We start from the raw sequence: 26,888 nt of genomic DNA, 5'->3' as shown, positions 1-26,888 counted from the left end.
CGCCCTAACTCAGGGTCTTCGCGAGGAAGTTGAATACCGTTTGGTGGAGTTGGTACATAGCGCCTTCGTGGCAGTGTTGCCCGGCGCCGTCCGAATTTCGCATGACGACGTGTTCGTAGGGGGCCTGCATCTGCGCGGCCAGCTTCGCGGCCTGGCCCTTGAACACCTTGTCGTCCTCGCCTTCGAGGATGAGCGTCGGTGTCTGTATCCGCCGGATGTCTTCGGCGGTCAGTGTGTAATCAGCGGTTCTGCGAACGTAGTCGGCGACGGTCTCCACCCCGTACACCCACATGCCGTTCTGCAATCCCCACCGCGCGTTGGTGTCGCTCTTCATCAGGATCTCGAGGATCGGCATGGCCTCGTCGTCTCGCTCCTCCTCGATGAGGCGCAGAAGGAAAGCAGGAATCGGGGAGTAGGACGCGTAGAACGTGATCATGCCGTCGTTACACACGATCGCTGCCGACCGATGATCGTGGGCGGCATACCGCGCGACGAGGTAGCCGCCCAGGCTGTAACCGAAATGCACGATCTTGGCGCTGTCGATCTCCGGCACGGTCAGCGCGTAATCGACCACAGGGCCCAGGACGTTTTCCCAGTCCGCCCGGTACGGCACCTTCTTCTCCCGAATCATCCATCCTTGGCCCGGGCCGTCATACGCCAGAAAGTTGTACCCCCGGCGCAGCGCCGCCGCCCCGACAACGAAGTAGCCTTCCTCGCGAGTGGAGTCGAAACCGTTCGTGTAGATGACGGTAGGGCGAGGTTTCCCGCTGTCGTCGACGAGGAACAGATAGCCTGGCATCTCACCGTCCGGGTACCGGATGGACACCTCTTCGAACGGACCGTCCAGCAAGCCACCGGCTTTGACGAGGTAGTCCCTGGACAGCCTGGACAACTCCAATACCTGAGGATCGTTCGACGGATCTTTGCGTCGATAGAACTCGGCCGACCGGTAATAGCTGGACGCACGCAAGAACGCCTCCCGTGCGCTGACGCTGTCGCCGACCTCGAGGGACACCTCCCCCCGCCGCGCAGTCCGGTCCGCGATCGCCCTCCACGCCGCCGTCCAGGCATCCTCGTCGCCCTCGGGAATCTGTGCCGCCGTTACGACTACCTCGCCGATGTCTGCCCCTGCATCACCAGCGAATCCAGCCGCACGCAACGTCTCGAACTTGAACGCTTCGTCATCGAAGATGAACTCCACAGCCCTCGCCCCACTCCCTCGGCCGGCCGCCGGACCCGAGAGCTTCAGATGCTCGGCGAATCAAGCTCTCGCGCAGCTGGCTTCGTTCTCATACGGGATGATCCGGCCGTCGAACGTGTTCGCAGCCGAACCGCATCGCACAGCTCATCGTCCCCTGCCTTACCAGCCGCGTCCAGCGCCTGGCGGCACCGATCCGAAGCCGGAGTCCGGCATTCCTCCTGAACGAAAGCCAAACAGCCCCAACACCCGAATCGGGCGCGGGGCTTCTTGGGGACTGCCGCACGTGATGCGTGAGACCGGTCGAAGGGATCGTCCGCTTCCGCCGGGCGCCGCCGCTACGCCGGCGACGGCGCCCGCGACACGATCTAGCCCCGCGTGATCTTCAGCGTGACGTTGGTGCCCGCCTTGAGCGTGCGGCCGACGGTGCACACCTTGTCGACCGAACGCTCGACGAGCGTGACCAGCCTGTCCTGGGCCTCGGGGTCGAGTTCGCTGAGGTCGAGTTCGAGGGTCTCCTCGAGGTGCGGGTACACCTCGTTCTCCCGGTCTGCGGCTCCCGAGACGCGGATGGTGGCGTCGTAGTCGTCGCCGAGCCGGCGCGAGATCGGGAAGTCCGAGCTCATGCCCGAGCACGCGGCCAGGGCGATCTTGAGCAGTTCGCCGGGGGTGAAGACGCCCTCCACCGATTCCGACCCGATACGCACCTCGGCACCGCGAGAGCTACGGCCGGTGTAGAGGCGGGTGCCGGTGCGTTCGACCCACAGCTCGGTCGGCGCGGGAGCGGATTGCGGAGTCTGTTCAGCCATGGGTGGAGATCCTGCCATCCGCGCCCGAGTCGGTGGCACGCTCCCACACCTGAATGCCCTCGATCTCGGGCAGCTCCTCACGGTGGAAGGTGGGATCCAGGCCCGCGGCGCGCTGTCGGCTGTAGTGCCGGAACAGCAGGAACGCGACACCGGACAGCGGCAGCAGCGCCAACAGGTTCACTGTCGCCATCACCCCCATCACGAGGTCGGCCAGCGCCCACACGAGTGGCACCGACCCGATCGCGCCGGCGAACACGCACACCACCACCAGGGCTCGAAAGCCGGTCCGCACCCGCTTGGACTCGGTGAGGAATTCGATGTTGGTCTCGCCGTAGTAGTAGTTGCCGATCACCGACGTGAACGCGAGGAAGAAGATCGTGAAGGTGAGGAAGTGCACGGTCCACCCGCCGAGTTGCTCGCCGAGCGCGTTCTGGGTGAGCGACGCCCCGGCCTTGGTGCCGTACTCGGGATTCGAGAGCAGGATGACGAACGCCGTCGCGCTGCACACCAGCAGGGTGTCGAAATAGACGCCCAGGCTCTGCACCAGCCCCTGTTTGACGGGATGCGAAACAGCTGCCGTCGCACCGGCATTGGGCGACGAACCCATGCCTGCCTCGTTCGAGAAGAGGCCGCGCCGGATGCCGTTCATGAACGCCGCTGCGAATCCGCCGCTCACCACCTCCCGGACACCGAAGGCGTTCTCGACGATAAGCTTGACCATGCCCGGCACCTCGGTGATGTTGAGCACCACGACCAGCAGCGCGAGTGCCAGGTACGCACCCGCGACCACCGGCACCACGACCTGCGAGACGGCCGAGATCCGGCGGATGCCGCCGAAGATCACCGCCGCGGTCAGACCCGCGACCAACACGCCCACTGCGATCGCCACGCCGCGGCTGTCCGTGTCGAGGGAGGTGGACACCGCATCGACGATCGAGTTGGTCTGGACCGCGTTGAACACGAATCCGTAGGTCACGGTGATGACGACCGCGAAGATCACGCCCATCCAGCGGCGGCGAAGTCCGTGCAGCATGTAGTAGGCCGGGCCGCCGCGGAACCCGCCGTCCTTGTCGCGGATCTTGTAGACCTGGGCGAGCGTGGACTCGATGAACGCGCTGGCCGCACCGATGATCGCCATGACCCACATCCAGAACACCGCGCCCGGCCCGCCCACGCTGATCGCGATGGCGACACCGGCGATGTTGCCGGTCCCCACCCGCGACGCCGCGGAGATCGAGAACGCACGGAACGCCGAGATGCCCTTGGTCCCGTCCGGCAACTCCTCGGCGGGCTCGATGACCGATCGCAGCATGTCCGGCAGCAGCCGCACCTGCACGAACCGGGAGCGCACCGTGAAGTACAGGCCCAGGCCGACGAGCAGCACGATGACGCCGTACCAGTAGATGTCATTGACGTCGGTGACCAGTTCCACGAGCGAGTCCACACCAGGGACTATGCGGGACGGCCGTCCCGCGCGCCAGTCGGAAACCGACCGTCAGTTGCTAAACCTGGAAGCGATATCCCATGCCGGTCTCGGTCAGCAGATGCCGCGGCTTCGACGGATCCACCTCCAGCTTGCGGCGCAGCTGAGCGAGGTAGACCCGCAGGTAGTGCGTCTCGGTGGCATACGCCGGACCCCAGACCTCGCGCAGCAGTTCCTTCTGCCCGACGAGCTTGCCCTTGTTGCGCACGAGCATCTCGAGCATCCCCCACTCGGTGGGTGTCAAGTGCACTTCGGCCCCGTCTCGGGTGACCTTCTTCGCCGCCAGATCGACCGTGAACGAGTCGGTGGTCACCACCGGTTCGCTCGTCTCCGCCGCGGCCGCCCCACGCCGCACCGCGGCCCGCAGCCGGGCGAGGAACTCGTCCATCCCGAACGGTTTGGTGACGTAGTCGTCGGCGCCGGCGTCGAGCGCCTCGACCTTGTCCGACGAGTCCGTGCGCGCCGACAGCACGATCACCGGAGCCGTGCACCAGCCCCGCAGCCCCGCGAGCACCTCGATGCCGTCCATGTCGGGCAGGCCGAGGTCGAGCACCACCACCTCGGGGTGCTTCTCGGCCGCCGCCCGCAGCGCCGCAGCGCCGGTCGACGCCGTCGTGACCTCGTAGCCGCGGACACTCAGGTTGATCCGTAGTGCACGCAGGATCTGCGGCTCGTCGTCGACCACCAACACCCGGGTCATCGGGCTCCTTCCGTATCTTCGGCCGGCCCCGCCGGCGTGTCTCCGGCTCCGGTTCCGACCGGGCTGGCGGCCAGCTCGACGACCATCGTCAATCCGCCCCCCGGCGTGTCCGTCGCACTGACGGTTCCACCCATCGCTTCCACGAATCCCTTGACCACCGACAATCCCAGACCGACGCCGATCGTGTTGTCCCGGTCGCCGAGCCGCTGGAAGGCATCGAACACCTGATCGTGCGTGCCGCGGGCCAGACCGGGGCCCGTGTCGGCGACGGTGATCGTCATCCGGTCCCCCACCCGCGCCGCACCGATCCGGACGGGCTCGTCCGGCGCGTACCGCAGCGCGTTGTCGACGAGGTTCGCCAGGACCCGCTCGAGCAGCCCGGCGTCGGCCATCACCGCGGCAGCGCCCACCTCGACCTTCACCTGGTCCCGCACGCGCCGCGCCGAACCGGGCCCGCCGAAACCGGCGCCGACGAGGGCCCGGTGCACCACTTCCTCCAGGTACACCCGCCGCAGCGTCGGCTTGACCACGCCCGCTGCCAGCCGCGACGAGTCGAGGAGATTGCCGACCAGCGCCGTCAACTGATCGGTCGACTCCTCGACTGTCGCCAGGAGTTCGGCGGTGTCCTCGGGCGAGAACTCGATGTCGTCGCTGCGCAGGCTCGACACGGCTGCCTTGACCGCGGCCAGCGGCGTGCGCAGATCGTGGCTGACGGCCGAGAGCAGCGACCGCCGCAACCGGTCCGCCTCCGCCAGCGCCGACGCCTGGCTGGCCTCCTCCGCCAGCTGCCGCTGCCGGATCAGTCCGACCGCCTGGTTCGCGACCGCGTTGAGCACCTTCCGGTCCCTGGCGCCGAGTTCGCTGCCCGCGAGCAGCAGCGTGTACTCGCCGTCGCCCACCTCGCACACCGTCCCGGCGTCGTCGACGGTGCGCGGCGGCGAGGCGCCCGCGGAGCTGATCACCCCCTCGCCGCGACGGATGACGCTGACGCCCGTCTGCGCGTACGTCTCCCGCACCTTCTCGAGCAGCGCCGGCAGGTCGGCCCCGCGCAGCACGGACCCGGCGAACAGTGCCAGCAGCTCGGCCTCCTGCGACGCCCGCCGGGCCTCGCGCGCACGTTTGGCGGCGGCGTCGACGAGCACGGCGACCGCCACCGCGACCACCAACAGCACCATGGTGGTGATGAAGTTGTCGGGCTGCGCGATGGTGAAGCTGTAGAGCGGCGCGGTGAAGAAGTAGTTGAGCAGTAAACCGGAGATGAGCGCGGAGAGGATCGCCGGTCCGACGCCGCCGAGCAGCGCGACAGCGAGCACGACGACGAAGAACAGCGCGTTCTGGCCGCCTACGCCGGAGAACCGGTCGAGCACGCCCATCAGCACGGCTGCCAGCGACGGCACGACGACCGCCGCGAGCCACGAGACCACCCGGCGCTCCCCACGGCCCAGGATCGAGATCCGGTGCCGGGTCGCGGCCTCGTCGTGGGTGACCATGTGGACGTCGATCTTCCCGGACTGCTGGACGATCGCGGCCCCGATGCCCTCGTCGAGGATCCGCGCCCACCGAGACCGTCGGGACGTGCCGATCACCAGCTGGGTCGCGTTGACCTCGCGGGCGAACTCGAGCAGCGTCGTGGGGACGTCGTCGCCGACGACGCTGTGCAGGCTCGCGCCGATGCTGGCGGCGATCTTGCGCACCTTGCCCATGTCGCCGGCGGACACGCCCTCGAGCCCATCGCCGCGCACGACGTGCACCACCATCAGCTCGGCGCTGGCCTTGCTGGCAATGCGGCTGGCTCGCCGGACGAGTGTCTCCGACTCGGGGCCGCCGGTGACGGCCACGACGACCCGCTCGCGGGCCTCCCACATGTCGGTGATCTTGTTCTCGGCCCGGTACTTCGCGAGCGCGGCGTCCACCTGATCGGCCACCCACAGCAGCGCGAGTTCGCGTAGCGCCGTGAGGTTTCCACGACGGAAGTAGTTGCCGAGCGCCGCGTCCACCTTGTCGGCGGAGTACACGTTGCCGTGGGAGAGCCTGCGCCGCAACGCTTCCGGTGTGATGTCGACGAGTTCGACCTGGGTGGCGGCGCGCACCACCTCGTCCGGCACGGTCTCCTGCTGCGCGATGCCGGTGATCTGCTGCACCACGTCGTTGAGGCTCTCGAGGTGCTGGACGTTGAGCGTCGACAGGACGTCGATGCCGGCGTCGAGCAGCTCGTAGACGTCCTGCCAGCGCTTCTCGTTGCGGCTGCCCGGGGTGTTGGTGTGCGCCAGTTCGTCGACGAGGACGACGGCCGGACGCCGGGCCAGCACGGCCGCGACGTCGAGCTCCGGCATCGCGGTCCCCCGGTACTCGATGTACTTGGGCGGGATGACCTCGAGCCCTTCGAGCTGCTGCGCGGTGCGCCTCTCCGAGCATCGCGTAGGTCTTGCCGACGCCCGGCGCCGCACCGAGATAGATCCGCAGCTCACCGCGGCGTCGCGCTCGCTGATCCTCCGGAATCGTCACACCGCCATCATTCACCCGACTGCGCCGCGCCGCACCCAGGCGCGGTCAGGCCCAGTGCGAGATTGAGTTCGAGCACGTTCACCCGCTCGGCCCCGAGGAATCCGAGTTGACGGCCCTCGGTGTGCTCGGAGACCAGCTCGCGGACACGGTCCTCGCTCACTCCGTTGGCGGCCGCGACCCGCCGCACCTGCAGGGCCGCGTACGCGGGCGAGATGTGCGGATCGACCCCGGATCCGGAGCCCGTGACGGCGTCGACCGGAACGTCCTGCGGAGCGACACCCTCCCGCTCGGCGATCGCGGCCCGACGTGCCTCGACGAATCCGGCGAGCACCTCGCTGCTGGGGCCCTGGTTGGACGGCAGCGCCGCGGCCGGGTCGCCGGTGGCGAAGGGATCGCCGTCCGCGACCGAGCCGACGACCCGGTTGTGGAAGAACGGATCCGGCTTGCCCTCCTGCACCTGGGAGTCGACCCCGATCCAGCGGCTACCCACCACGCAGCCCGCGGCGTCGGTCACCGGCGAGCCCTCCGCCGAGCCGGAGCTGATGCGCCCGACACCCCACACGGCGGCCGGGTACAGCACACCGAGGATCGCGGTGAGCGCGAGCAGCACGAGCAGCCCGGCCCACACCTGCTTGAGAAGTCCGATTCCGAATCTCATTGACATTTCACCCGATTCCAGGAATGAGGCGGACGACGAGGTCGATCAGCCAGATGCCGATGAAGGGGGTGACGACACCACCCACACCGTAGATCAACAGGTTCCGGCCCAGCAGCTTCGATGCCGCGGCGGGCCGGTAGCGAACTCCCCTGAGCGCCAACGGGATCAGCCCGACGATGACCAGCGCGTTGAAGATCACCGCGGACAGGATCGCGGACTGCGGCGTCGCCAGATGCATGATGTTCAGCACCCCGAGCTGCGGGTAGATCGCGCTGAACAACGCCGGCAGGATCGCGAAGTACTTCGCGAGGTCGTTGGCGAGCGAGAACGTCGTGAGGGCGCCGCGCGTGATGAGCAGCTGCTTTCCGATCTCGACGACCTCGATGAGCTTGGTGGGATCCGAATCGAGGTCCACCATGTTGCCGGCTTCCTTGGCCGCCGACGTTCCGGTGTTCATCGCGACGCCGACGTCGGCCTGCGCCAGGGCAGGGGCGTCGTTGGTGCCGTCACCGGTCATCGCGACCAGACGTCCGCCCTCCTGCTCGGCGCGGATCCGCTCGAGCTTGTCCTCGGGCGTGGCCTCGGCCATGAAGTCGTCGACGCCGGCCTCCTCCGCGATGGCCCGTGCGGTCAGCGGGTTGTCGCCGGTCACCATGATCGTCCGGATACCCATTGCCCGCAGTTCCGCGAAGCGCTCGGCGATCCCGGGCTTGACGACGTCCGTCAGGGCGATCACGCCCAGCACCGTCGCCGTGCCGCGCTCGGCGACCGCCACGACGAGAGGGGTGCCGCCCGCCAACGCGACCTTCTCGACGGAATCCGACACGGCGGGATCCACGGCAGCACCGTATCCGGACACCCACGCGAGCACGGCGTCTCCGGCGCCCTTGCGGATCTGCTGCGGGCCGGTCGACGTCGCGATGTCGAGTCCGCTCATGCGTGTCTGCGCCGTGAACGGCACGAACTCGGCGTCCCGCTCGTGGTCGCTGGGATCGGAGGAGAGCCCGAATCGTTCGGCGCACAACTCGACGATGCTGCGTCCCTCGGGGGTCCCGTCGGCGAGGCTGGACAGCCGTGCGGCGGCGGCCAGTTCATCCTCCGAATGGCCCGGGGCCGGGTACAACGCCGTCGCGCGACGGTTGCCGAAGGTGATGGTGCCGGTCTTGTCCATCAGCAGCGTGTCGATGTCGCCGGCCGCCTCGACCGCGCGGCCCGACATCGCCAGGACGTTGCGCTGCACCAACCGGTCCATGCCCGCAATACCGATGGCGGACAACAGCGCACCGATCGTGGTGGGGATCAGGCACACCAGCAGCGCGATGAGCTTGATCGGATCCTGCTCCTGACCCGCGTACTGCCCCATGGGGCCGATCGCCACGACGGCAAGCAGGAAGATGATCGTGAGCGACGCGAGCAGGATGTTGAGCGCGATCTCGTTGGGCGTCTTCTTGCGCGACGCCCCCTCGACGAGTGCGATCATCCGGTCGACGAACGACTGCCCCGGAGCGCACGTGATCTGCACGACGATCCGGTCCGACAGCACGGTCGTGCCACCGGTCACCGCACAGCGGTCGCCGCCGGATTCGCGTACGACGGGGGCGGATTCGCCGGTGATCGCCGACTCGTCGACGGTCGCGATGCCTTCGATGACGTCGCCGTCACCGGGGATCACCTCTCCTGCCTCGACCACCACGGTGTTGCCGATCGCGAGCTGGGTGGCCGACACCTCCTCGATCGCGCCGGACGCGGTCAGGCGGCGGGCGACGGTGTCCTGCTTCACTTTCCGCAGGCTCGCGGCCTGTGCCTTGCCGCGTCCCTCGGCGACCGACTCGGCGAGGTTCGCGAAGAGCACGGTGAACCAGAGCCACGCGGCGATCAGCCACGAGAACACCGTGGGCTGCGCGACGGCCATGACGGTCGTGACGATCGAGCCGACCAGCACGACGAACATCACCGGGTTGCGCGCCTGATGGCGCGGGTCGAGCTTGCGCACGGCACCCGGCAACGACGTGATCAGCTGTCGCGGGCTGAAGATGCCCGCCTGCACGTGCGAGTGACCGTGCGCGGACTCCTCGACGGGTAGATCCGGAAGGGTGTCGGTCGGGTTCACTGTTGATTCCGTCCGCAGACTCATTGCAGGGCCTCCGAGATGGGCCCGAGTGCCAGGGCCGGGAAGAAGGTGAGGGCCGCGACCAGCACCACGGTGCCGGTGAGCAGGCCGGTGAACATCGCGCCGGAGGTGGGCAGGGTGCCCGCACCGGCCGGGGTCCGGCGCTGCGCGGACAGCGATCCGGCGAGCGCGAGCACGAACAGGATCGGCAGGAATCGTCCCAGCGCCATGCACACACCGAGCGCCGACTGGAACCAGTCGCTGGTCACGGTGATGCCGCCGAACGCGCTGCCGTTGTTGTTCGACGCCGAGGTGAACGCGTAGAGCACCTCGGAGAAGCCGTGGATGGACTGCGGGGTGCCGGGATCGCCGCTGTTGCCGAGGTATCCGACGGTGGACCCGAGGATCACCGTGATGCCGGTGCCGATCAGCACGAGCGCCGGCATCACGAGCACCGACAGTGCGGCGAGCGTGATCTCGCGCTGTCCCAGCTTCTTGCCGAGGTACTCGGGCGTGCGGCCGACGAGCAGACCGCCGACGAACACCGCGATCAGCGCGAGCACCAGGATTCCGTACAGACCGGTTCCCACGCCGCCCGGTGCGATCTCGCCGAGCAGCATGTTGAGCAGCACCGCGCCACCGCCGAGCGGGGAAATGCTGTCGTGGGCCGAGTTGACGGCACCGGTGCTGGTGCCGGTGGTGGTGACGGCGAACAGGGCCGAACCGGGGATCCCGAATCGGACCTCCTTGCCCTCCATCATCGATCCGGCCGCGGTGGCAGCGACGCCCCGCGCTCCGGATTCCGCGGTCAGGGTCACCGCGAGCAGACCGAAGTACAGCGTCGACATCACGGCGAGCAGGGTCAGGCCCTGCCGGCGGTCGCCGACCATCGTGCCGAACGTGCGCGTCAGGCTGACGGGGATGAGCAGGATGGCGAGGATCTCGACGACGTTGGTGAGCGGCGTCGGATTCTCGAACGGATGGGCGGAGTTGGCCGCGAGGATGCCGCCACCGTTGGTGCCGAGTTCCTTGATGGCCTCCTGCGACGCGACCGGCGCGAGCGCGTTGCTGACGCTGTTGCCGTCGAGTCCGGTCGAGGCGAAGCCGGTGTGGAACGACTGGATGACGCCCTGGCTCAGCAGGATCAGCGCGATGACGAACGAGATCGGCAGCAGGATGCGCAGGCAACCGCGGGTGAGATCGACCCAGAAGTTGCCGATCTCGCCGCCCCGCGAGACACGGATGAATCCGCGGATCAGGGCGGCCGCGACAGCCATGCCGACCGCGGCGGATACGAAGTTCTGGACCGCCAGGCCGGCGGCCTGCGTGAAGTTACTCATCGTCGTCTCGGGGACGTACGACTGCCAGTTGGTATTGGTGACGAACGACACGGCGGTGTTGAACGCGACGGCGGGGCTCACGCCTTCGTGGCCGCCGCTGAGCGGCAGCACTCCCTGGACGCGTTGCAGAAAGTAGAGGAACAGCACGCTGGCGGCCGAGAAGCCGAGCAGGCTCCCGGCGTATCCGTACCAGGTCTGTTCGGCGCGGGGGTTGACCCTGCACAGCCGGTAGAGCGTGGATTCGATGCGCAAATCGCCGGATCGGAGATCGGTGTCGGTGGTGTAGACCTTGGCCATGTAGTCACCGACGGGGACGTACAGAATCGCTAGCACGGCAATGACCAGTGCTATCTGCAGTCCCGCTGCGAGAGCGGGATTCATGTGCGAGGGACCTCTCGAGGACTAGAACCGCTCGGGGTTCAGGAGCGCGATGAGCAGGTAGATCACCAGGGCAGCGGCGATCACGACGACGGCGACACTGACCGTCCCGGCTACGGTCACCGGAGGCTCCTCGCCTGCAGACCACGCAACACCAGCGCACAGACGGTGAACACTCCGATGATCAACCCGACGTAGGCCAAATCAGCCATGACGTTCCTCTTCGACTTCCTCAGTAGGCGCACCGGACGACGGCGCGACGTGGAGACGCCGCATCCGGCGCCTACTGGAGAGTGCACCCGTTTCGAGCGCACGGACGTCGTCCTGACACTCTGCTGACGCCGCCAACCGAGCGTATTGATGCGATCTTTACGGCGGGGCAACCGCAGACACGCGGGCGATCACGAGACACCACAGATCGGAGGTGTAGTGAATCGCGTTGCACGGTGGTCGACGTCGCGAGCGGAGGCACCGTCTCGTGAAAATGAGTTCCACGACTAAGGCCGGTATGAAATTTCACATCTGGTTCATCTCGGGAACGAAATTCGTTCAACCATCCCGGGTTTGCTGTCCGCTTGTGACCAACACGATTCCCGTAGAAAAGGTGTCGACCACATCGACGGGCGGAGCAGGCATCGTCGAACGCATCCGGGCGGCATCGGTCTCATTCACACCGGCAGAACGTCGTGTGGCCGAGGCGATTCTGAGTGAGCCCGCCGCAGTGATCCACCGTTCGGTGACCGAACTCGCGGCCGCCGCTGGCAGCTCGCCCGCCACAGTCGTGCGGCTGTGCACGACGCTAGGCCTTCGGGGCTACCAGGAACTCAAGATCACCCTCGCGAGCGAATCGATCCCCGACGATCGCCGCGTACTCGGCGACATCACACCCGACGACACCGCCGGCGACATCGCCCACAAGGTCATGGACAGTACTGCCCGAGCTGTCGACAATGCTTCGAAAGCCCTCGACGTTCATGCCATCGAGACGGCCGTCGACCACCTGCTCGGCGCCCGTCGCATCGTGTTCGGGGCCGTCGGTACCTCCGCGCCGCTCGCACTCGACACCGCGTACCGGTTCGTCTCTCTCGGCCTCGACGCTTCCTTCACCCCTGACGTGCACAGCCAGCATGTCACCGCACGCATGCTCGGCCCCGACGACGTTTTCTTCGCGATCAGCCACACCGGATCCACCGTCGAAACCCTCGCGACGACCCGAGCCGCCAAGGCATCCGGGGCCGTCACCGTCGCCCTCACGAGCTTCTCCTCCTCACCGTTGACCGAAGAGGTGGCCGTGAGCATCGTCGCGGGCAGCGTCGAGACCAGCTATCGCGTCGAAGCGATGTCCAGTCGCATCGTGCATCTCGCCGTACTCGACGCTCTGTACGTCAACCTTTCCCGTCGCGCCGAAACCAGCGGAACTGCCCTCGCTCTCGCCGAAGACGTGCTCATCGAGCACCGCATCTGACCAGTCCGCCTGAACCGCACCCCACAGTCTCGGCGTGTCAGCGCCACAAAGGAGTTCACAATGCACGGCATCGTGTTGTACGACGACGGCACCCCCGCCGCGGGGGTGGCCGTCGCCACTGGTGGCGTCGTCACCAAGACTGATGACGACGGCCGTTTCACCCTCGCCCGCCAAGCGGAGTGGGGAGGGTTCGTCGTCCTCACCCGGCCCACCGGCTACACCGCCGCTCCCTGGTGGCACCGTGTTCCCGACACCGACGACACCGAACTCCGTTTCGTTCTCGTCCCCGAAGACCAACCCCTGCCGTACGAGTTCCTCCACCTCACCGACACCCACATGACGACCCGGGATGTCATCGACGCCGGTTACTACACCCACCGCTTGTACGCGGAGGGGAGCCTGCCCGAACAGGTCGTGGGATTCCTCGACCGCCTACCGACACTCGCGCCCGCTGCGCGACGCATCCTCGTCACCGGAGACCTCGTCGACAACGGGTTGCCGGAGGAATACGAGGCATACATCGAGGCCCTGCGGTCCAGCCCGGTGCCGGTCGAGTTGATCCCGGGCAACCACGACCACATGAACGGTGAACGCGGCTTCACGATCAGCCGCAACAACTACCTCACCAATTCCTCGGACCCGACCCTGTACGAGCGCTACCTGGGCCCGCGGTGGTTCAGCCTCGACGTCGCAGGCCTGCATATCGTCGGCTTGGACTGGCACAGCCACGAAGCCGGCATCGACCACGAGATCCAGAATGCCTGGGTCAAGGCGGATCTCGCTCAACTGGAGTTCGGTGCCCCGTACCTGCTGCTTTTCCACGATCAGCCGAACGCCTCCATTCTCGACGAACTCCCGTGGCGGCCGATCGCGGCGCTGTCCGGGCACTGGCACACCAGCCGTGTCATCGACGTCGACGGCACGCTGCACGTCAACAGTCCGGCCACGTTCTTCGCGAACCTCGACTACAGTCCGCCGGGATTCCGGCACGTGGTCTGGGACGGCACGACTGTCACCTTGCACACCGAAACCTTCTTGCCCGGTGAGGCACCCGAGGCCCTGACGGACGTGCGTACATCGACGTTCTCGGCTGCGACCGTGACCTCCACCGACAAGTCGATCCTGTGGTCCGCGCACGCGACCGGTGCCGGGCATCGGCACGGCGCCGCGGTACACGACGGCGCGGTCTACGTCGGTACCCAGATCGAGGACCGCCCCGCCGGCACCGTCGAATGCCTCGACCTCGAAACCGGTGCGGTGCGGTGGCGGGCCCGGACCCGATCCGCGGTGAAGACGACACCGGTTGTCGGTGACGGTCTGGTGATCGCCGCGGAGGTCTCCGGGGACGTCGTGGCCCTCGACACGTCAACCGGGGAGGAATGCTGGCGTGCCGCTTCGAGCGACCCGCTGCGCCGCTTCGCCTGGGGGGCACCGACGCTCGTCGACGGGACCGTCTACCTCGGGGATCCGTCCGATCTCCGCGCCATCGACGCCCGCACGGGGCAGTACATCTGGCACCGAACCGACCTCTCCCCCCACCACAACCTCGTCAATCATGCGGCCCCACTGGTCGTCGACGACCTCCTCGTCATGGGCTTCTGGCCTACCCCGACGGACCCGATTGGCCTCGACGCACGTACCGGCGAATCCCGTTGGAATCGTTCAGATCTCGACTCCGACGACCCGTTCACATCGTTGAAGCGACTGCTGATCATCGGCACAGGAGCACACGATGCGGCGCGCGATGTCGTGGTCATGCCCGCACACGGCCACACCACGGCCCTCGACCGAGGTACCGGTGCCACGCTCTGGACCGCTTCGCACCCGGGCAATTACGCCCCGACCACCCCGGTGATCACCGGGCACGGCTACGTCGTCACCGTGCCCGGGCTGGGACTACGGATGCTCGACCCCGACACCGGCGAGACAATCTGGGAAGCCGCGATCGACGGCGACGCTCCGTTCCCGATGAGCTCGTACACCAAGCGTCCTCACCCCGTCATCGCGCCGCCGCTGCTGCGCGACCAGCACCTTCTACTGCCCGGACTCGACGGCACGATCCGCCGCATCGACCTCGACGGGACCGAGCTGGGCCGAACCCAGTACGCCTCACCATTCGCTGCCGCGCTCACCGACGCGGGGGACCGTGTCCTCGCAGTCGGCACCGACGGCACCGTCCTCGCACTCGACCCCGCGACGATCGGTGGCGCGGGATGACCGCCACCATCGACGCACCCGACCGCGTCGTTCCACGCGCGATCGAGCGGCGTCGCGGTCGGCGCGGCGACCGGTTCGCCCCGGCTTTGCTGGTGCTGCCCGCCGGCATCGCGATGACTCTGTTCGTGATCGTGCCCGCGATATTGTCGCTCGTCGCGAGCTTCTTCGCTGTGCCGCTCGCCGGAGGGGCGTGGAAGTTCGTCGGATTCGCCAACTTCCAGCGGATCATCACCGACCCGACGGTGCAACAGTCGATAGTCAACACCCTCGTCTACACCGTGCTGACCGTCGTCCCCGGCCTTGCGATCGGTCTCGTTCTCGCATTGCTCGCCGAGTCCGTCGGCCGTGGCCGAACCTGGGTGCGTACCGCTCTGTTCCTGCCGATGACGGCGAATCTGGTGGCCATGGCAGTCGTGTTCCGGTGGCTCTTCGCCTACCAAGGCGGCTTCGTCAACCAGCTACTCGGCTTCCTCGGTATGGCCCCGGTGAACTGGCTCGGCGACCCCGACACCTCCCTGCTGACGGTCGCCGTCGTCGGGATCTGGCGCGGCGCCTCCTTCAGCATGATGATCTTCATCGCCGGCCTCGCGACGATCCCGACCACCATCGACGAGGCCTCCCGGGCCGAAGGAATCCGCGGTCTCCCCAAGCTGTGGCGCATCACGCTGCCGATGATGAAGCCGACCGTCGTCTTCGCAACCGTCCTCGCGATCCTCCACTCGGTGCAGGTCTTCGACGCGGTCAATGTGATGACCCAGGGCGGTCCACTCAACTCCACCGAAACCGTGCTCACCCAGTCCTACAAGCTCGGGTTCAGCTACTACGACCTCGGTGCGGCCTCCGCCCTGTCGTTACTGCTCCTCGTCGCCCTGATCACCGTCGGCGTACTCCAACGTCGCCTACTGACCGGAGAGAACCGATGAGCATCCTCGTCCGCGGCACCCGGTGGGTCCTACTCACCGTCGCCGTCGTCATCAGCTTGTTTCCGCTCTACTGGATGATCCGCACCTCGCTCGCCCCGGTGGAACAGGCCAACAAGAGCGGCATTCCGTTCATCCCCACCGAATTCGACCTCTCGTCCTATGCCCGGGCCTGGGGGGACGCGGGAATGGGACGGGCCGTCGTCACCGGGCTGATCGTGACCCTCTCGATACTCGCCCTACAACTCGCGACCTGCATACCCGCGGCCTACGTCCTGGCCAAAGTGCGCACGCGGGCATCGTCGGTGGTGTTCCTGATAGTGCTCGCCTGTCTGCTCATGCCCTCACAGGCCACCATGATTCCCACCTTCATCGGCATCAACGCCGCAGGTCTCGCGGACAGCTACGCCGGACTCGTCCTTCCCTTCACCACAAGCGCTTTCGGAATCTTCCTCCTGCGCCAACAGATGCTCTCCATCCCCGACTCTCTCCTCGAAGCCGCCCGCACCGACGGTCTGGGCCACTTTCAGATCCTGCGCAAGATCGTGGTGCCGCTCGCGGGCCCCGGCATCGCAGCCTTCTCGGTCTTCTCGGTCTTCGCTCACTGGAACGACTACCTGTGGCCGCTGCTGGTCGTGCGCAGCCCCGATCTCGTCACCCCGCCCCTCGCTCTCGCGGCGTTCCAGCATGCCGACATCGGCTTCGACTACGCGGCCCTCGCCGCCGGCGCCGTCATCGTGACCGCACCCGTGGTCTTGCTCTTCCTCGCCGCCCAGCGCCGTTTCGTGCAGGGCATGAGCGGCGCCGAGATTCCCGGATAGCTCGAGCCACTCGACAGACACCCGCCATCACAGCACTTATCCAAGGAGAACCCGCCATGCGCACAGCCCGACTTGCCGGCACCGCCGGAGCCCTCGCCGCCGGCATCCTCGTCCTCACCGGATGCGGCAACGCCTCGTCCACCAACACCGCCATCGCGGCAGCGACGGACATCAACTCCTGCACGCCGTCGGAACACACCCTCGACGTGACCTTCGGATCGCAGGGCGAGAACGCCATGAAGGTCGCCGTCGCGAACCTGCAGGCGAAGTATCCGGGCCTGACGGTCGACGCGGAACCCTTGAAGACGACGAGCTACGACGAACTCACGAACACCGTCGTCGCGGACATCGCGGTCGGCAAACGCCCCGACCTCATCATGAGTGGCCTCGGCCAGCTCCGCTTCTGGGTCGAGAAGTACTCGCCCGCCACCATCGACACCGCCGGCCTCGCGGACACGTACCAGTCGCAGTTCCTTTCCGCCGGTACGGTCGACGGCAAGGTCTACCTTGCCCCCGCCCAGGTATCCGCCCCGGTACTGCTCGTCAACCAGACGATGCTCGACTCCGCGAACGCGGGCAAGGCCACCGACATCCGCACATTCGACGACGTCGTCACCGCAGCCTCAAAAGTCACCGCGAAGACCGGGAACCCGTCGGTGTCGCTGCCCACCCAGCGCCTGCCCGACTGGCTCGGCCAGGGCTTCGTCCAAGGCGCCGGAGGGACCTTCGTCAACGCGGACGGCACCGCCGGTTTCGGTGACGCCACCGGCATCGACGCGCTCTCCCTCTGGACGAAGCTGAACGAGCGCGGCCTCGAAGCCCGTGTCAACGAGACGGATGCGATCTCCGCCTTCACGAGCCAGCAGACCGCTCTGGCCTTCACCGCGACCTCAATGATCGCATCCGTGAACAATACCGTCGGTGACGGATTCGAGTGGACAGCAGTGGATCTCCCGACCGTCAACGGCGGTGACGGGCTCCTGCCCGCCGGCGGCAACGGATGGATCGTCCTCAGCGACGACGGTTGCCGCGCAGCCTACGCCAATGCGCTCGTCGCCGAACTCCTCGGTACAGAGGCAGTGCTCGCCGCCAGCGGCACCGACTACTCCTACATCCCGGTCGACAAGGCGGCCGCCGAACAACTGCTGGCCACCAGCGGCATCCGCCAGCCACAGCGGTACGCCTGGACCTACGCCAAGGAACTCTCCCCGTGGGGCGGCTTCGACGGCGCCAGGACCTCGCAGATCAACGACGTACTCCGTCAGATGGCGCAGGGATTGCAGTCCGGTTCCGAACTCGAGCCCACAGTGAAGCGGGCCGTCACCACCATCAACTCGATCGTCGGGCAGGGCTGAGACATGACCCGAGTCGAACTCCACGGCATCAGCAAATCCTTCGGCGACGTCACCGCGCTCGACGGCATCGACCTCACCATCGGCGACGGCGAACAGGTAGCCATCCTCGGACCCTCCGGCTCCGGCAAGAGCACCCTGCTCCGAATCGTTGCCGGCCTGGAAACCCAGACCGCCGGTAGTGTCCACTTCGACGGCGTGCCGCAGGAAGGCATTGCCCCGCACCAACGCGACGCGGCCATCGTCTTCCAGCACTTCGCGCTCTATCCACACCTGACCGCACTCGAGAACATCACCCTCGGGCTGCGGCACGGCCTCGGCCTCCCCAAATCGGAAGCCGAGGCTCGGGCCCGCGACATCGCCACCCGCATGCGCGTCGAGGACCTCCTCGTCCGCAAGCCGAAAGCGATGTCCGGCGGGCAACGCCAGCGCATCGCGCTAGCACGAGCGCTCGCCCGCCGGAGCGGCATCGTCCTCCTCGACGAGCCCCTGTCCGGCCTCGACGCGCAACTGCACGTGACGCTCCGGGTCGAGATCGCAGCCCTGCTGCGGGAGGTCGGTGCAACCGGCATCAACGTCACCCACGACCAACTCGACGCCATGGCGATGTCCGACCGCATCGCAGTCATCAACCACGGCCGAATCGAACAGGTGGGCACCCCCGACGAGCTCTACGCAGCACCTGCCACCCTTTTCGTCGCCGGTTTCGTGGGATCCCCGCCGATGAACCTCGTCCCAGTGTCCGGCACCGGGGACTCGGTGTTCGGACCGATCGGCGGCCGGACCGAACCGATCACCCTCGGAATCCGCCCCGAACACCTCTCGATGCGCGGACACGAGAGCGACTGGCAACTGACCGGTACCGTCGTCCTCGTCGAACCGACCGGCCAGGATCGCGTCGTACAGATTGCACTCGACGACCACAGCACTGTCGCGTTTCGTTGCCCCGTCACCGACACCCCCCGGATTGGCCGGCCGGTCACGATCGGCGTGCGCCGCGAGCACGTACACGTGTACTCGACCGAAATGGGTGTCCGGCTGGGTACCGCCACCGAACTCGGGCTACGAAACGAGACCCTTGCGAGCGTGAGCGCGTGAGCACTCCCACTGCTGCACACACGATGGTGCTGTTCGACTGGAACGGCACCGTCGTGTGCGACGCGGACCGCGCCCGTGACGCCCTCAACGACGTACTGGCGAGCTATGGCGCAGATCCGGTGTCCAAGGATCAATTCCCCACCACGTTCCGCCTGCCCATGGCAGAAATGTTCGAGAGCCTCGGCCTGCCGCCCGAACACGGACCCGACGCCGAATCCCGATGGAACACAGCGATGACCCGACGCATCACAACGCTGCGTCCCGGCACACGCAACGCCCTAGTCGCCCTCGCCGACAACGGCGCCTGGCTGGGCGTCGTCTCCGCTGCGTCGGCCGACGCCGTCGCCTTCGACATCAACACCCTGAACGTGCCCGCGCTCTGGGATACGGTGGTCGCCCCGGCCGCGGACAAGACCTCGGTCCTGCGGTCACTCCGGCACCACGGTGACCGGGCCTACTACGTCGGCGACACCCCCTACGACATGGCCTGCGCGACGGAAGCCGGCTACGTCCCCATCGGGGTCCGCGGTGGTTACGCGAGTGAAGCCGCACTTCGCGCCGCCGGCGCGCACACCATGATCGACTCGCTGGACGAACTCACTGTGTTCACAGCAACGAAGAGGGTGACACTGGACGACCTGACCATCTGATCCGGGACTGCCGCACGACGGTGCCCATGTCACCCGTTCGTGCGGCAGTCCCCTGCACCGTCGAGAGAGGTGCGGTTCGAATGGCTACCGGTCCGTGCGGGTGAGCGCGCACACTGACGCCGGCACCGGCATGCCGTCGGGTACCCACGGAGCCGGGACCGGCTCTCCCACAACCGTTCGCATCGGCACCAGCCCGGCCCACACGTCGGGATTGCGGTCCCCCTCGCCGGGCGGTGCGGACCGGACCTTGACCGTCCACTGCCCCGGCGCGATCGGCAGCGCGATCGTGAGGGTGGCCGCGAGCTCCTTCCGTGTCGCCGCCCGCACCTCGGTGCTGCGGCCGGGGATCAGTGCATCGGACAACACCGTGAGCGCGTCCTCCGCCTCGGCCCCCGTGATCGGCTCGAGCTGTCCGCGCACCACGGCCGACCGGTAGTTCGCCGACGAGTTGAAGAGGTTGTCCGCCACCACGATCGCGTCGAGATGCGTCACGCACAGTGCCGCGGGTGCACCCGCCGCCACCTGCCGGAGTGCCCCGGCACCGGTCGACCCGTGCAGCAGGAGCCGGTCGCCGACGCGCGCGTACAGCATCGGCACCGCCCACGGCAGCCCGTCGACGACCGTCGCGAGCGTCCCGACAGCCGCCGCGTCCAGCACGGCGTCCAGGTCGGCGCGGTCGGCGCGGGCACGTTCGGGTAGTCGATTGATTCGGTCGAGGTCGTATGTGGTGCTCATGGTGCCACTGTCACCCGATTCCGGATATACAACCAGGTCCGGAATCGACCACAATCGCGGACCAGTATTCTCGCAGGATGCCTCGGACCAGGCCCGTCTCGACACTGCACCTGCACCTTCGGCTTCCCGACGACGGCGAACCCCTGCGCCGTCGGATCGCGTCAGCGATCGTGGCCGCCCTGCGCGACGGACATCTGGACGCCGGGGACCATCTGCCCGCGACCCGGGCGCTGGCGACCGAACTCGGGGTCGGGCGCGGCGCGGTGGTCGACGCGTACGACGAACTGGCCGCGGCCGGCTACATCGTGACGCGTCCCGGGGCCGGTACCCGCGTCGCGGCCGGGGCCGACGCCGCCGCCAAAGCCGGTGCCCGCCCCCATGTCGCGGCGCCCGACACCGCCCCGCCGGCCCCCGGAGTGGCCCCGCGGCGCGCCACGTTCGACCTCGCCCCCGGCTATCCCGACACCGCACTCGTCTCGCCACGGGACTGGCGATCATCTTGGCGGGCAACACTTTCCGGAGCACTTCCGAACGATGCCCCCAGCCCGGACCTCCATCTTCGACTCCGGGCGGCGCTGGCCGACCACCTCCGGCGCACCCGTGGGATCGTCGCGTCCGCGGACGAGATCGTGATCGTTCCCGGCATCCTGTCCGCGCTCCGAACGCTCGTCGCCGCAGCCGATCTCGCCGGAAGGCCGGTCGCGTTCGAGGATCCCGGATACGCTCGGGCACGCCGTCTCCTCGACGCGGCCGGAGTCCGGGTCCGAGCGGTAGCGGTGGACGACGACGGACTCGATCCGGACAGCCTCGGTCCCGCGGACGCAGCCGTGTACTGCACCCCGGCACACCAGTATCCGATGGGCGGCCGCATGTCCGTCTCCCGCCGGGCCCGGCTGATCGCCTCGTCGGCCGACGCCGGACGCCTCGTCATCGAGGACGACTACGACGGCGAATTCCGTTACGGCGTGGCGGCTCTGCCGGCGCTACGGTCGATCGACGGCGGCCGCGACACGGTCGCCTACCTCGGCACGGCGTCCAAGATCGTCTCGCCCTCGCTCCGGCTGGCCTGGATGGTTCCCCCGGCCCCGCTCCTGGCGCGGGTGCGCGAGGCGCTCGACATCAGCGGCGAGACCGTGTCCGCGGTCACCACGGACGCGTTCGCTCGATTCATCGAGTCCGGTTCGCTCACCAGGCATCTGGCGCGGGCGGCGCGGACCTACACGGCCCGGCGGCAGGCGTTCGTCGATGCGCTGCGTCGCCATCACCCGGACGTCGGGCTCGCGGGGATCGAAGCGGGACTGCACCTCGCGGTGCGATTGCCGGACGGCGTCGACGACGCGGAAGTCGCACGCGAGATCGGCCGACGCGGCGCGCTGGTCCGCGGCCTCGACGCCTACCGTGCCGGAGAGGCGGGCCCACGCGGATTGCTGTGCGGCTACGCGCGACTGCCCGAATCGCAGGCCGACGCCGCCGCGCGGCTGATCACCGACGTCATCCGCGAGCGTCGGGTCCGCGCTCCGGGGCTCGCACGATGATCGGTGGGGACGGTGTGCCCGCTTCCGTCATCGGTTGCCGTAGGCCGAGCTGCTCTTCTTCCGCAGCAGCATCGACCGCGGCAGATATCGCCTGTTGCAGGCGAAGGAAGTCCTCCCACTTTCCGTCGCATTCGATCGAGGGAAGCCCGAAGCTCTCCGCTCGCCGAGCCCAGGTCAAATGCACTTCGGTAAAGCGTTCGGGATCCGCCACGTGCTGGCAGAGAACGTCGTCGAAGGCGACATCGTGCGCTACCACCTCGACAGCCACCCCAAACAACGGGTGCTCGGCCGAGACTTCTACGGCGACTTCCTCTGCGATCCCGGAGTGAGACATGTCGCATTCCTCACTGGGCCTGCCAGTCGCGCACCAACCTTCGGGCAATGCGGAAAGCTGCGACGCGGTCAGGGGCATGCTCAGCCCCGAACGAGGCGGGGCCGCGGCTGACACTTGGGACAGCTGTACGACGAGCGATTCATGAACTTCTCCCGCACGATCGGCGCCCCGCACCGCTGACAGGGCAGGTTCTCCTGCCCGTACGCGGCGAGCGACCGGTCGAAGTAGCCGGACTGCCCGTTGACGTTGACGTACAGCGCGTCGAACGACGTACCGCCCTGTGCGAGCGCCTCTTGCATGACAGCCTCGACGGCCACCAGCAGTCGGCGCAGGCGCGGTCCGCTGAGCTTGTCCGTCGGCCGGTTGCCGTGAATCTCGGCGCGCCACAACGCCTCGTCGGCGTAGATGTTGCCGACGCCCGAGACCACGGTCTGGTCGAGGAGGGCACGTTTGATCTCGGTCTGCTTGCCACGCAAGACTTTCACGACCAGATCGGGATCGAATCGCGGATCGAGGGGATCACGCGCGATGTGCGCGACGGAATCGGGCACGACGGTGCCGTCGACGGTGACGAGATCCGCGAGGGCCCACCCTCCGAACGTCCGCTGGTCGACGAAACGCAGGTCGGTTCCGGAGTCGAGCCGCGCCCGGATCCGCAGATGCTTCTCGTCGACGACCGTCGGATCCTGCACGAGCATCTGCCCGCTCATACCCAGATGGACGACGAGGGCAACGTCGTCGGGTTCGAGGACGAGCCACAGATACTTGCCCCGACGCTCGGCCGACGCGATGGTCCGGCCCTCTAGCCGGCGGGCCAAGTCGATAGAGCCCGGCAGATGCCGGCGCACCGCACGCGGGTGCAGGACGTCGACCGTGTCGATCACACGGCCGACGACGTGCGCCTCGAGGCCCCGCCGGACGACCTCGACCTCAGGAAGCTCGGGCACGGTCCGTCTCGCTCCGCCGAGGTCCTACTGCTCGACGACGGGCTGGTCGGCCTGGGTGACGGACCGAGACGACTCGGCGGCCTCCGACAGTGCGCTCCAGGCCGTACTGGCGGCCTTCTGCTCGGCTTCCTTCTTGGAGCGGCCCATACCGACGCCCAGGGCGTTTCCGCCGACGAGAACCGTCGCGGTGAACTCCTTGTCGTGGTCCGGTCCGGTCGCCGAGATCTCGTACACCGGGACACCGATGCCACGCTCGGCGGTCAGTTCCTGGAGGCTGGTCTTCCAGTCCAGGCCCGCACCGAGCTTCGGGGCGCGCGTCAGGAGGTCGGCGAACAGATCGAGCACCACCGTGCGAGCGGTGTCGATGCCGTGCTGGAGGTGGATCGCACCGAGGAGCGACTCCATGCCGTCGGCGAGAATGCTGGGCTTGTCACGCCCACCGGTCATCTCCTCGCCCTTACCGAGCAACAGGTGGGCACCGAGCCCACCCGGGCCGAGACCGCGAGCGACCTCGGCCAGCGCGTGCATGTTCACGATGCTGGCGCGAATCTTCGCGAGTTCGCCCTCGGACTTCTCCGGGTGTGCGAGGTACAGCCGTTCGGTGATGGTCAAGCCGAGCACCGAGTCGCCGAGGAACTCGAGCCGCTCGTTCGTCGGCAGCCCACCGTGCTCGTACGCGTACGAGCGGTGGGTCAACGACAACGTCAGCAGCGACTCGTCCAAATGGACGCCAAGAGCGGCGAGGAGCGATCCGTGATCCCCCTCGCCGCCGGCGAGTGCTGTATTGCTTTTTTTGCTGGTCACAGCGCCACTGAGCAGACTAGACCGCGGCGGTAACCTGACGGCCCTTGTAGGTGCCGCAAGACGGGCACGCAACGTGGGGCAGCGTCTTCTCGCCGCAGCCACGGTTCGGGCAGGTGATGAGGGTGGGCGCAGTGGTCTTCCACTGGCTCCGTCGCGACCTCGTGTTGGACCGCGACATTCTGCGCTTGGGAACAGCCACGTCTACTTCTCCTCGTTGATCTTGCTGGCATCAGCAGTTGCATTGCTGGCGTCGGATCCTGCACCGAATTTGGCTGCGAGCCCAGCCCAGCGAGGATCCATTGTCTCATGACCGTGCCCGGATTCCGCAATCGCCAGGCGAATGCCGCATTCGGGGCACAATCCCTCACAGTCGTCGCTGCAGAGCGGCTGGAGCGGAAGCTCCAGTCCGACCGCATCGACGATCACCGGTTCGAGGTCGATCTCGTCGTCCACGACCCGGTAGATCTCGTCCTCCTCGGTGGTCTCCTCAGTGGCGCTGTCCGGGTAAGCGAACAGCTCCGTGAGGTGAAGGCTCACCGAGTCGTCGAACGGTTCGAGGCACCGCGAGCACTCACCCACCGTGTCCGCGCGAACGGAACCGGTGACGAGCACCCCCTCGGACACCGATTCGAGCCGCAGATCGAGTTCCACGTCCGTGCCCTCTTCGATCGCGACAAGGTCGAGACCGATCCGAGAGGGAGCCGGAACCACCCGCGACACCGTACGCATCGAGCCCGGACGACGCCCCAGCGAGAGGGTGTCCAGCACGAATCCCTCGTCGCGCGTCGGACGCGAGGACTTGTGGCGATGCGATGACACAGGTGTTCTCTTTCAGAAAGACATGGAACGGGCAACCACTCCACGGTACGCGATGGAGAGGCCCTGATGGAAATCGGAAGCGACTGGCGCGCAGTCTACCGCCGACGTTCGCCGTAGCCGGCGTCGTAGTCCGGAACCCCGGTGCCCGTCCGCAACTGCTGACGGCCCCGGCCCACCGATCGGATGGTGCCGTTCAGGAACTCCTCGAACTCCGCGAGCTTGGTGTCGACGTACAGGTCGCACTCGGAGCGTAGACGATCCGATTCGGCGTGCGCAGCGTCGACGACCCGCGCCGACTCCGCGTGCGCGGCCTGGACGACCTCGGCCTGCGAGACGAGCCGCTCCTGCTCCGCGACACCGTCCGCGACGGATCGCTCGTACGACGCCTTGCCCGACTCGATCATCCGGTCCGACTCCGAGCGAGCGCGCGACGTCACCGCGTCGTACTCCCGCTGCCCCTCCGCGACGGTCGCGTCCGCTTCCGCGCGGGCGTCGTGAACCAACTGCTCGGCATGCGAGCGCGCCTCGGCCACCATGCGGTCGGCGTGCGCCTTGGCTTCGGCGAGGATGCGGTCGGCGTTCTCCCGCGAGTCGGTGATCGTCTCGTGCGCCTCGGCATTCGCGCGCGAGACCGTCTGCTCCGCGTTCTGACGCGCGTCGCCCACCAGCTTGTCGCGGTGGTCCAGCACGTCCTGCGCGTCGTCCAGCTCACCCGGAATCGCGTCCCGCACATCGTCGAGAAGCTCGAGGACGTCGCCGCGCGGAACGACGCACCCGGCAGTCATCGGAACCCCACGTGCCTCCTCGACGATCGCCACTAGCTCGTCGAGTGCCTCGAATACCCGGTACACGCACAACCCCAATCGTCAGTTGCCAAATCGGTGCTGGCGTCCAGTCTGCCCCAGCCACCGCAGCCGAGCCGTCGCGGCGGCCGGTGTGTCGGCTCAGGCGTTCTCTGCGGCCCGCTCGGCGAGACGCACCGTCAGCCGAGCATGGACCTTCTCCGGCACCATGTCCGCGACGTCGCCGCCGAACGTCGCGACCTCCTTGACCAGCGAACTGGACAGGAAGCTGTACGTGGGGTTGGTGGGAATGAAGAGGGTGTCGACACCCGAGAGCTTCTGGTTCATCTGCGCCATCTGCAGCTCGTAGTCGAAGTCGTTGGCGCCGCGCAGACCCTTGACGATCGCCGTGATCCCTTGCGACTTCGCGTAATCCACGAGCAGCCCGTGCCAGGCCGCGACCCGCACGTTGGGCAGGTGGCTGGTGGCGTCCTCGAGCATCTCGATGCGCTCGTCGACAGTGAACAGACCGCGCTTGTTCTTGTTGATCATCACGGTGACGACGACCTCGTCGAACAGCGCCGCAGCGCGTCCGATCACGTCGAGATGACCATTGGTCACGGGGTCGAAGGATCCGGGGCAGACGGCGCCAGTCATGAGTCCAGACCGTAGCAGGTGGCGAGCTCGATTCTGGTCTCGCCGTAGCGCTTGACCCGCTCGGCCCGCATGCCCTCGGGCCACGTGGTCTCGGGCGAGCGCGACGACCGCTCCACCACCACGACCGAGCCCTCCCCCACCCAGCCGTTCGCCAGGAGCGCGGTCAGCGCCGCGGTCACCGATTCCTCGGTGACCGCGTACGGCGGATCGGCCAGCACCACATCGAATTCGCGTTCGGCGGCGCCGCCCACGACGGCCGCGACGGGGGCCGTACGCACGCTCGCCCCGGGCAGGCCGACCGCCGTCACGTTCTGCTTGATGACGGCGGCGGCCTTGGCGTCGGATTCGACGAGCAGCACGTGCTCGGCGCCACGGGACAGTGCTTCGAGCCCGAGGGCGCCGGAACCTGCGTACAGGTCGAGCACTGCGGCGCCCTCGAGGTCGATGCGGCTGTCGAGCGAGCTGAACAGGGCCTCACGGACTCGGTCGGACGTCGGTCGGGTCCCGCTCGCGGGCACCTTCAAACGCCTGCCTCCGGCACGGCCGGCGACGATTCTTGTCACGCTGTAAG

General features: G+C 67.7%; 26 protein-coding genes and 1 pseudogene. 8 read left to right on the top strand and 19 right to left on the bottom strand.

The genetic code is table 11. The features are described 5' to 3' along the window. Positions 1–4: 4 nt before the first annotated feature. The 10 genes and pseudogenes from ABI214_RS22880 to kdpF all read right to left on the bottom strand — a co-directional run bounded on the left by ABI214_RS22880 (position 5) and on the right by kdpF (position 11,304). Entirely contained in the window at positions 5–1,201 is a 1,197-nt protein-coding gene (locus tag ABI214_RS22880) for an alpha/beta hydrolase family protein (RefSeq protein ID WP_348604729.1), read from the bottom strand. A gap of 365 nt (positions 1,202–1,566) precedes the next feature. Next, positions 1,567–2,007 carry an OsmC family protein gene (locus ABI214_RS22875; RefSeq protein WP_348604728.1) on the bottom strand — a complete coding sequence of 147 codons (441 nt, stop codon included), beginning with the start codon at positions 2,005–2,007 and terminating at the stop codon, positions 1,567–1,569. Further along, positions 2,000–3,451: an alanine/glycine:cation symporter family protein gene (locus ABI214_RS22870; protein WP_348604727.1), complete on the bottom strand. Its 1,452-nt coding sequence runs from the start codon at positions 3,449–3,451 to the stop codon at positions 2,000–2,002. Before ABI214_RS22870 ends, ABI214_RS22875 begins: the two co-directional genes overlap by 8 nt. A 58-nt stretch (positions 3,452–3,509) precedes the next feature. Beyond that, positions 3,510–4,190, bottom strand: coding sequence for a response regulator (locus ABI214_RS22865; protein WP_348604726.1), 681 nt, complete (start codon positions 4,188–4,190; stop codon positions 3,510–3,512). Continuing rightward, complete coding sequence (locus ABI214_RS25555) at positions 4,187–5,365, bottom strand: sensor histidine kinase (RefSeq protein ID WP_431357165.1); 1,179 nt, start codon at positions 5,363–5,365, stop codon at positions 4,187–4,189. The genes ABI214_RS22865 and ABI214_RS25555 overlap by 4 nt, the downstream gene beginning before the upstream one ends. Further along, a pseudogene (locus ABI214_RS25550) lies at positions 5,345–6,605 on the bottom strand (DUF4118 domain-containing protein); the annotation flags it as partial. The gene ABI214_RS25555 and the pseudogene ABI214_RS25550, both read right to left, overlap by 21 nt. Positions 6,606–6,702: 97 nt before the next feature. Continuing rightward, entirely contained in the window at positions 6,703–7,353 is a 651-nt protein-coding gene (locus tag ABI214_RS22855) for a potassium-transporting ATPase subunit C (RefSeq protein WP_348604725.1), read from the bottom strand. Between the two features lie 7 nt (positions 7,354–7,360). Further along, the gene (gene kdpB, locus ABI214_RS22850; RefSeq protein ID WP_348604724.1) at positions 7,361–9,487 is read right to left on the bottom strand and encodes a potassium-transporting ATPase subunit KdpB; all 2,127 of its coding nucleotides are present in this window, start codon (positions 9,485–9,487) and stop codon (positions 7,361–7,363) included. Further along, on the bottom strand, positions 9,484–11,184 hold the full coding sequence (kdpA, locus tag ABI214_RS22845; protein ID WP_348604723.1) for a potassium-transporting ATPase subunit KdpA: 1,701 nt from the start codon (positions 11,182–11,184) through the stop codon (positions 9,484–9,486). Before kdpA ends, kdpB begins: the two co-directional genes overlap by 4 nt. Positions 11,185–11,205: 21 nt before the next feature. Beyond that, a complete protein-coding gene (kdpF, locus tag ABI214_RS22840) occupies positions 11,206–11,304 on the bottom strand; it encodes a K(+)-transporting ATPase subunit F (protein ID WP_145272899.1) in 99 nt (32 codons plus the stop codon). Between the two features lie 361 nt (positions 11,305–11,665). Here kdpF and ABI214_RS22835 point away from each other — a divergent pair, with 361 nt between their 5' ends. Genes ABI214_RS22835 through ABI214_RS22805 form a run of 7 tightly spaced genes read left to right on the top strand, consistent with a single transcriptional unit; the run spans position 11,666 to position 19,704 of the window. Continuing rightward, positions 11,666–12,646, top strand: a complete 981-nt coding sequence (locus ABI214_RS22835; protein WP_348611955.1) for a MurR/RpiR family transcriptional regulator — start codon at positions 11,666–11,668, stop codon at positions 12,644–12,646. 60 nt (positions 12,647–12,706) lie between these two features. After that, entirely contained in the window at positions 12,707–14,863 is a 2,157-nt protein-coding gene (locus ABI214_RS22830) for a PQQ-binding-like beta-propeller repeat protein (protein WP_348604722.1), read from the top strand. Then, positions 14,860–15,786: a carbohydrate ABC transporter permease gene (locus ABI214_RS22825; protein WP_348604721.1), complete on the top strand. Its 927-nt coding sequence runs from the start codon at positions 14,860–14,862 to the stop codon at positions 15,784–15,786. The genes ABI214_RS22830 and ABI214_RS22825 overlap by 4 nt, the downstream gene beginning before the upstream one ends. Continuing rightward, positions 15,783–16,604, top strand: coding sequence for a carbohydrate ABC transporter permease (locus tag ABI214_RS22820; protein ID WP_348604720.1), 822 nt, complete (start codon positions 15,783–15,785; stop codon positions 16,602–16,604). Before ABI214_RS22825 ends, ABI214_RS22820 begins: the two co-directional genes overlap by 4 nt. Before the next feature lie 56 nt (positions 16,605–16,660). Further along, on the top strand, positions 16,661–17,959 hold the full coding sequence (locus ABI214_RS22815) for an ABC transporter substrate-binding protein (protein WP_348604719.1): 1,299 nt from the start codon (positions 16,661–16,663) through the stop codon (positions 17,957–17,959). Between the two features lie 3 nt (positions 17,960–17,962). Continuing rightward, positions 17,963–19,054 carry an ABC transporter ATP-binding protein gene (locus ABI214_RS22810; RefSeq protein ID WP_348604718.1) on the top strand — a complete coding sequence of 364 codons (1,092 nt, stop codon included), beginning with the start codon at positions 17,963–17,965 and terminating at the stop codon, positions 19,052–19,054. Further along, positions 19,051–19,704 carry an HAD family hydrolase gene (locus ABI214_RS22805; protein WP_348604717.1) on the top strand — a complete coding sequence of 218 codons (654 nt, stop codon included), beginning with the start codon at positions 19,051–19,053 and terminating at the stop codon, positions 19,702–19,704. The genes ABI214_RS22810 and ABI214_RS22805 overlap by 4 nt, the downstream gene beginning before the upstream one ends. 84 nt (positions 19,705–19,788) lie before the next feature. Here ABI214_RS22805 and ABI214_RS22800 read toward each other — a convergent pair whose 3' ends face one another. Next, positions 19,789–20,439 (bottom strand): pyridoxamine 5'-phosphate oxidase family protein, encoded by a 651-nt coding sequence (locus ABI214_RS22800; protein WP_348604716.1) that lies wholly within the window; start codon positions 20,437–20,439, stop codon positions 19,789–19,791. Positions 20,440–20,516: 77 nt separating this feature from the next. Between ABI214_RS22800 and ABI214_RS22795 the strand changes: the two genes are divergently transcribed. Next, positions 20,517–21,974, top strand: a complete 1,458-nt coding sequence (locus tag ABI214_RS22795) for a PLP-dependent aminotransferase family protein (protein WP_348604715.1) — start codon at positions 20,517–20,519, stop codon at positions 21,972–21,974. Here the strand turns inward: ABI214_RS22795 and ABI214_RS22790 are convergent. The 8 genes from ABI214_RS22790 to rsmD form a co-directional block, all read right to left on the bottom strand. Next, the gene (locus ABI214_RS22790; RefSeq protein ID WP_348604714.1) at positions 21,931–22,308 is read right to left on the bottom strand and encodes a hypothetical protein; all 378 of its coding nucleotides are present in this window, start codon (positions 22,306–22,308) and stop codon (positions 21,931–21,933) included. The genes ABI214_RS22795 and ABI214_RS22790 overlap by 44 nt on opposite strands. A gap of 80 nt (positions 22,309–22,388) precedes the next feature. Next, positions 22,389–23,255, bottom strand: a complete 867-nt coding sequence (gene mutM / locus ABI214_RS22785) for a bifunctional DNA-formamidopyrimidine glycosylase/DNA-(apurinic or apyrimidinic site) lyase (RefSeq protein ID WP_348604713.1) — start codon at positions 23,253–23,255, stop codon at positions 22,389–22,391. Between the two features lie 24 nt (positions 23,256–23,279). Beyond that, complete coding sequence (gene rnc, locus ABI214_RS22780; protein WP_348604712.1) at positions 23,280–24,059, bottom strand: ribonuclease III; 780 nt, start codon at positions 24,057–24,059, stop codon at positions 23,280–23,282. A 16-nt stretch (positions 24,060–24,075) separates the two neighbouring features. Then, on the bottom strand, positions 24,076–24,258 hold the full coding sequence (gene rpmF / locus ABI214_RS22775; RefSeq protein ID WP_081880878.1) for a 50S ribosomal protein L32: 183 nt from the start codon (positions 24,256–24,258) through the stop codon (positions 24,076–24,078). A 2-nt stretch (positions 24,259–24,260) separates the two neighbouring features. Next, positions 24,261–24,827, bottom strand: coding sequence for a YceD family protein (locus ABI214_RS22770; RefSeq protein WP_348604711.1), 567 nt, complete (start codon positions 24,825–24,827; stop codon positions 24,261–24,263). 146 nt (positions 24,828–24,973) lie between these two features. Then, entirely contained in the window at positions 24,974–25,729 is a 756-nt protein-coding gene (locus ABI214_RS22765; protein WP_348604710.1) for a DivIVA domain-containing protein, read from the bottom strand. Between the two features lie 93 nt (positions 25,730–25,822). After that, positions 25,823–26,317 carry a pantetheine-phosphate adenylyltransferase gene (coaD, locus tag ABI214_RS22760; protein ID WP_348604709.1) on the bottom strand — a complete coding sequence of 165 codons (495 nt, stop codon included), beginning with the start codon at positions 26,315–26,317 and terminating at the stop codon, positions 25,823–25,825. Next, a complete protein-coding gene (gene rsmD, locus ABI214_RS22755) occupies positions 26,314–26,880 on the bottom strand; it encodes a 16S rRNA (guanine(966)-N(2))-methyltransferase RsmD (protein ID WP_348604708.1) in 567 nt (188 codons plus the stop codon). Before rsmD ends, coaD begins: the two co-directional genes overlap by 4 nt. Positions 26,881–26,888: the final 8 nt, after the last annotated feature.

Source organism: Prescottella soli (assembly GCF_040024445.1).
Taxonomy (GTDB): Bacteria; Actinomycetota; Actinomycetes; order Mycobacteriales; family Mycobacteriaceae; genus Prescottella; species Prescottella soli.
The sequence above is the reverse complement of the archived record's forward strand: the minus strand, read 5'-3'. Positions and strand labels throughout refer to the sequence as shown.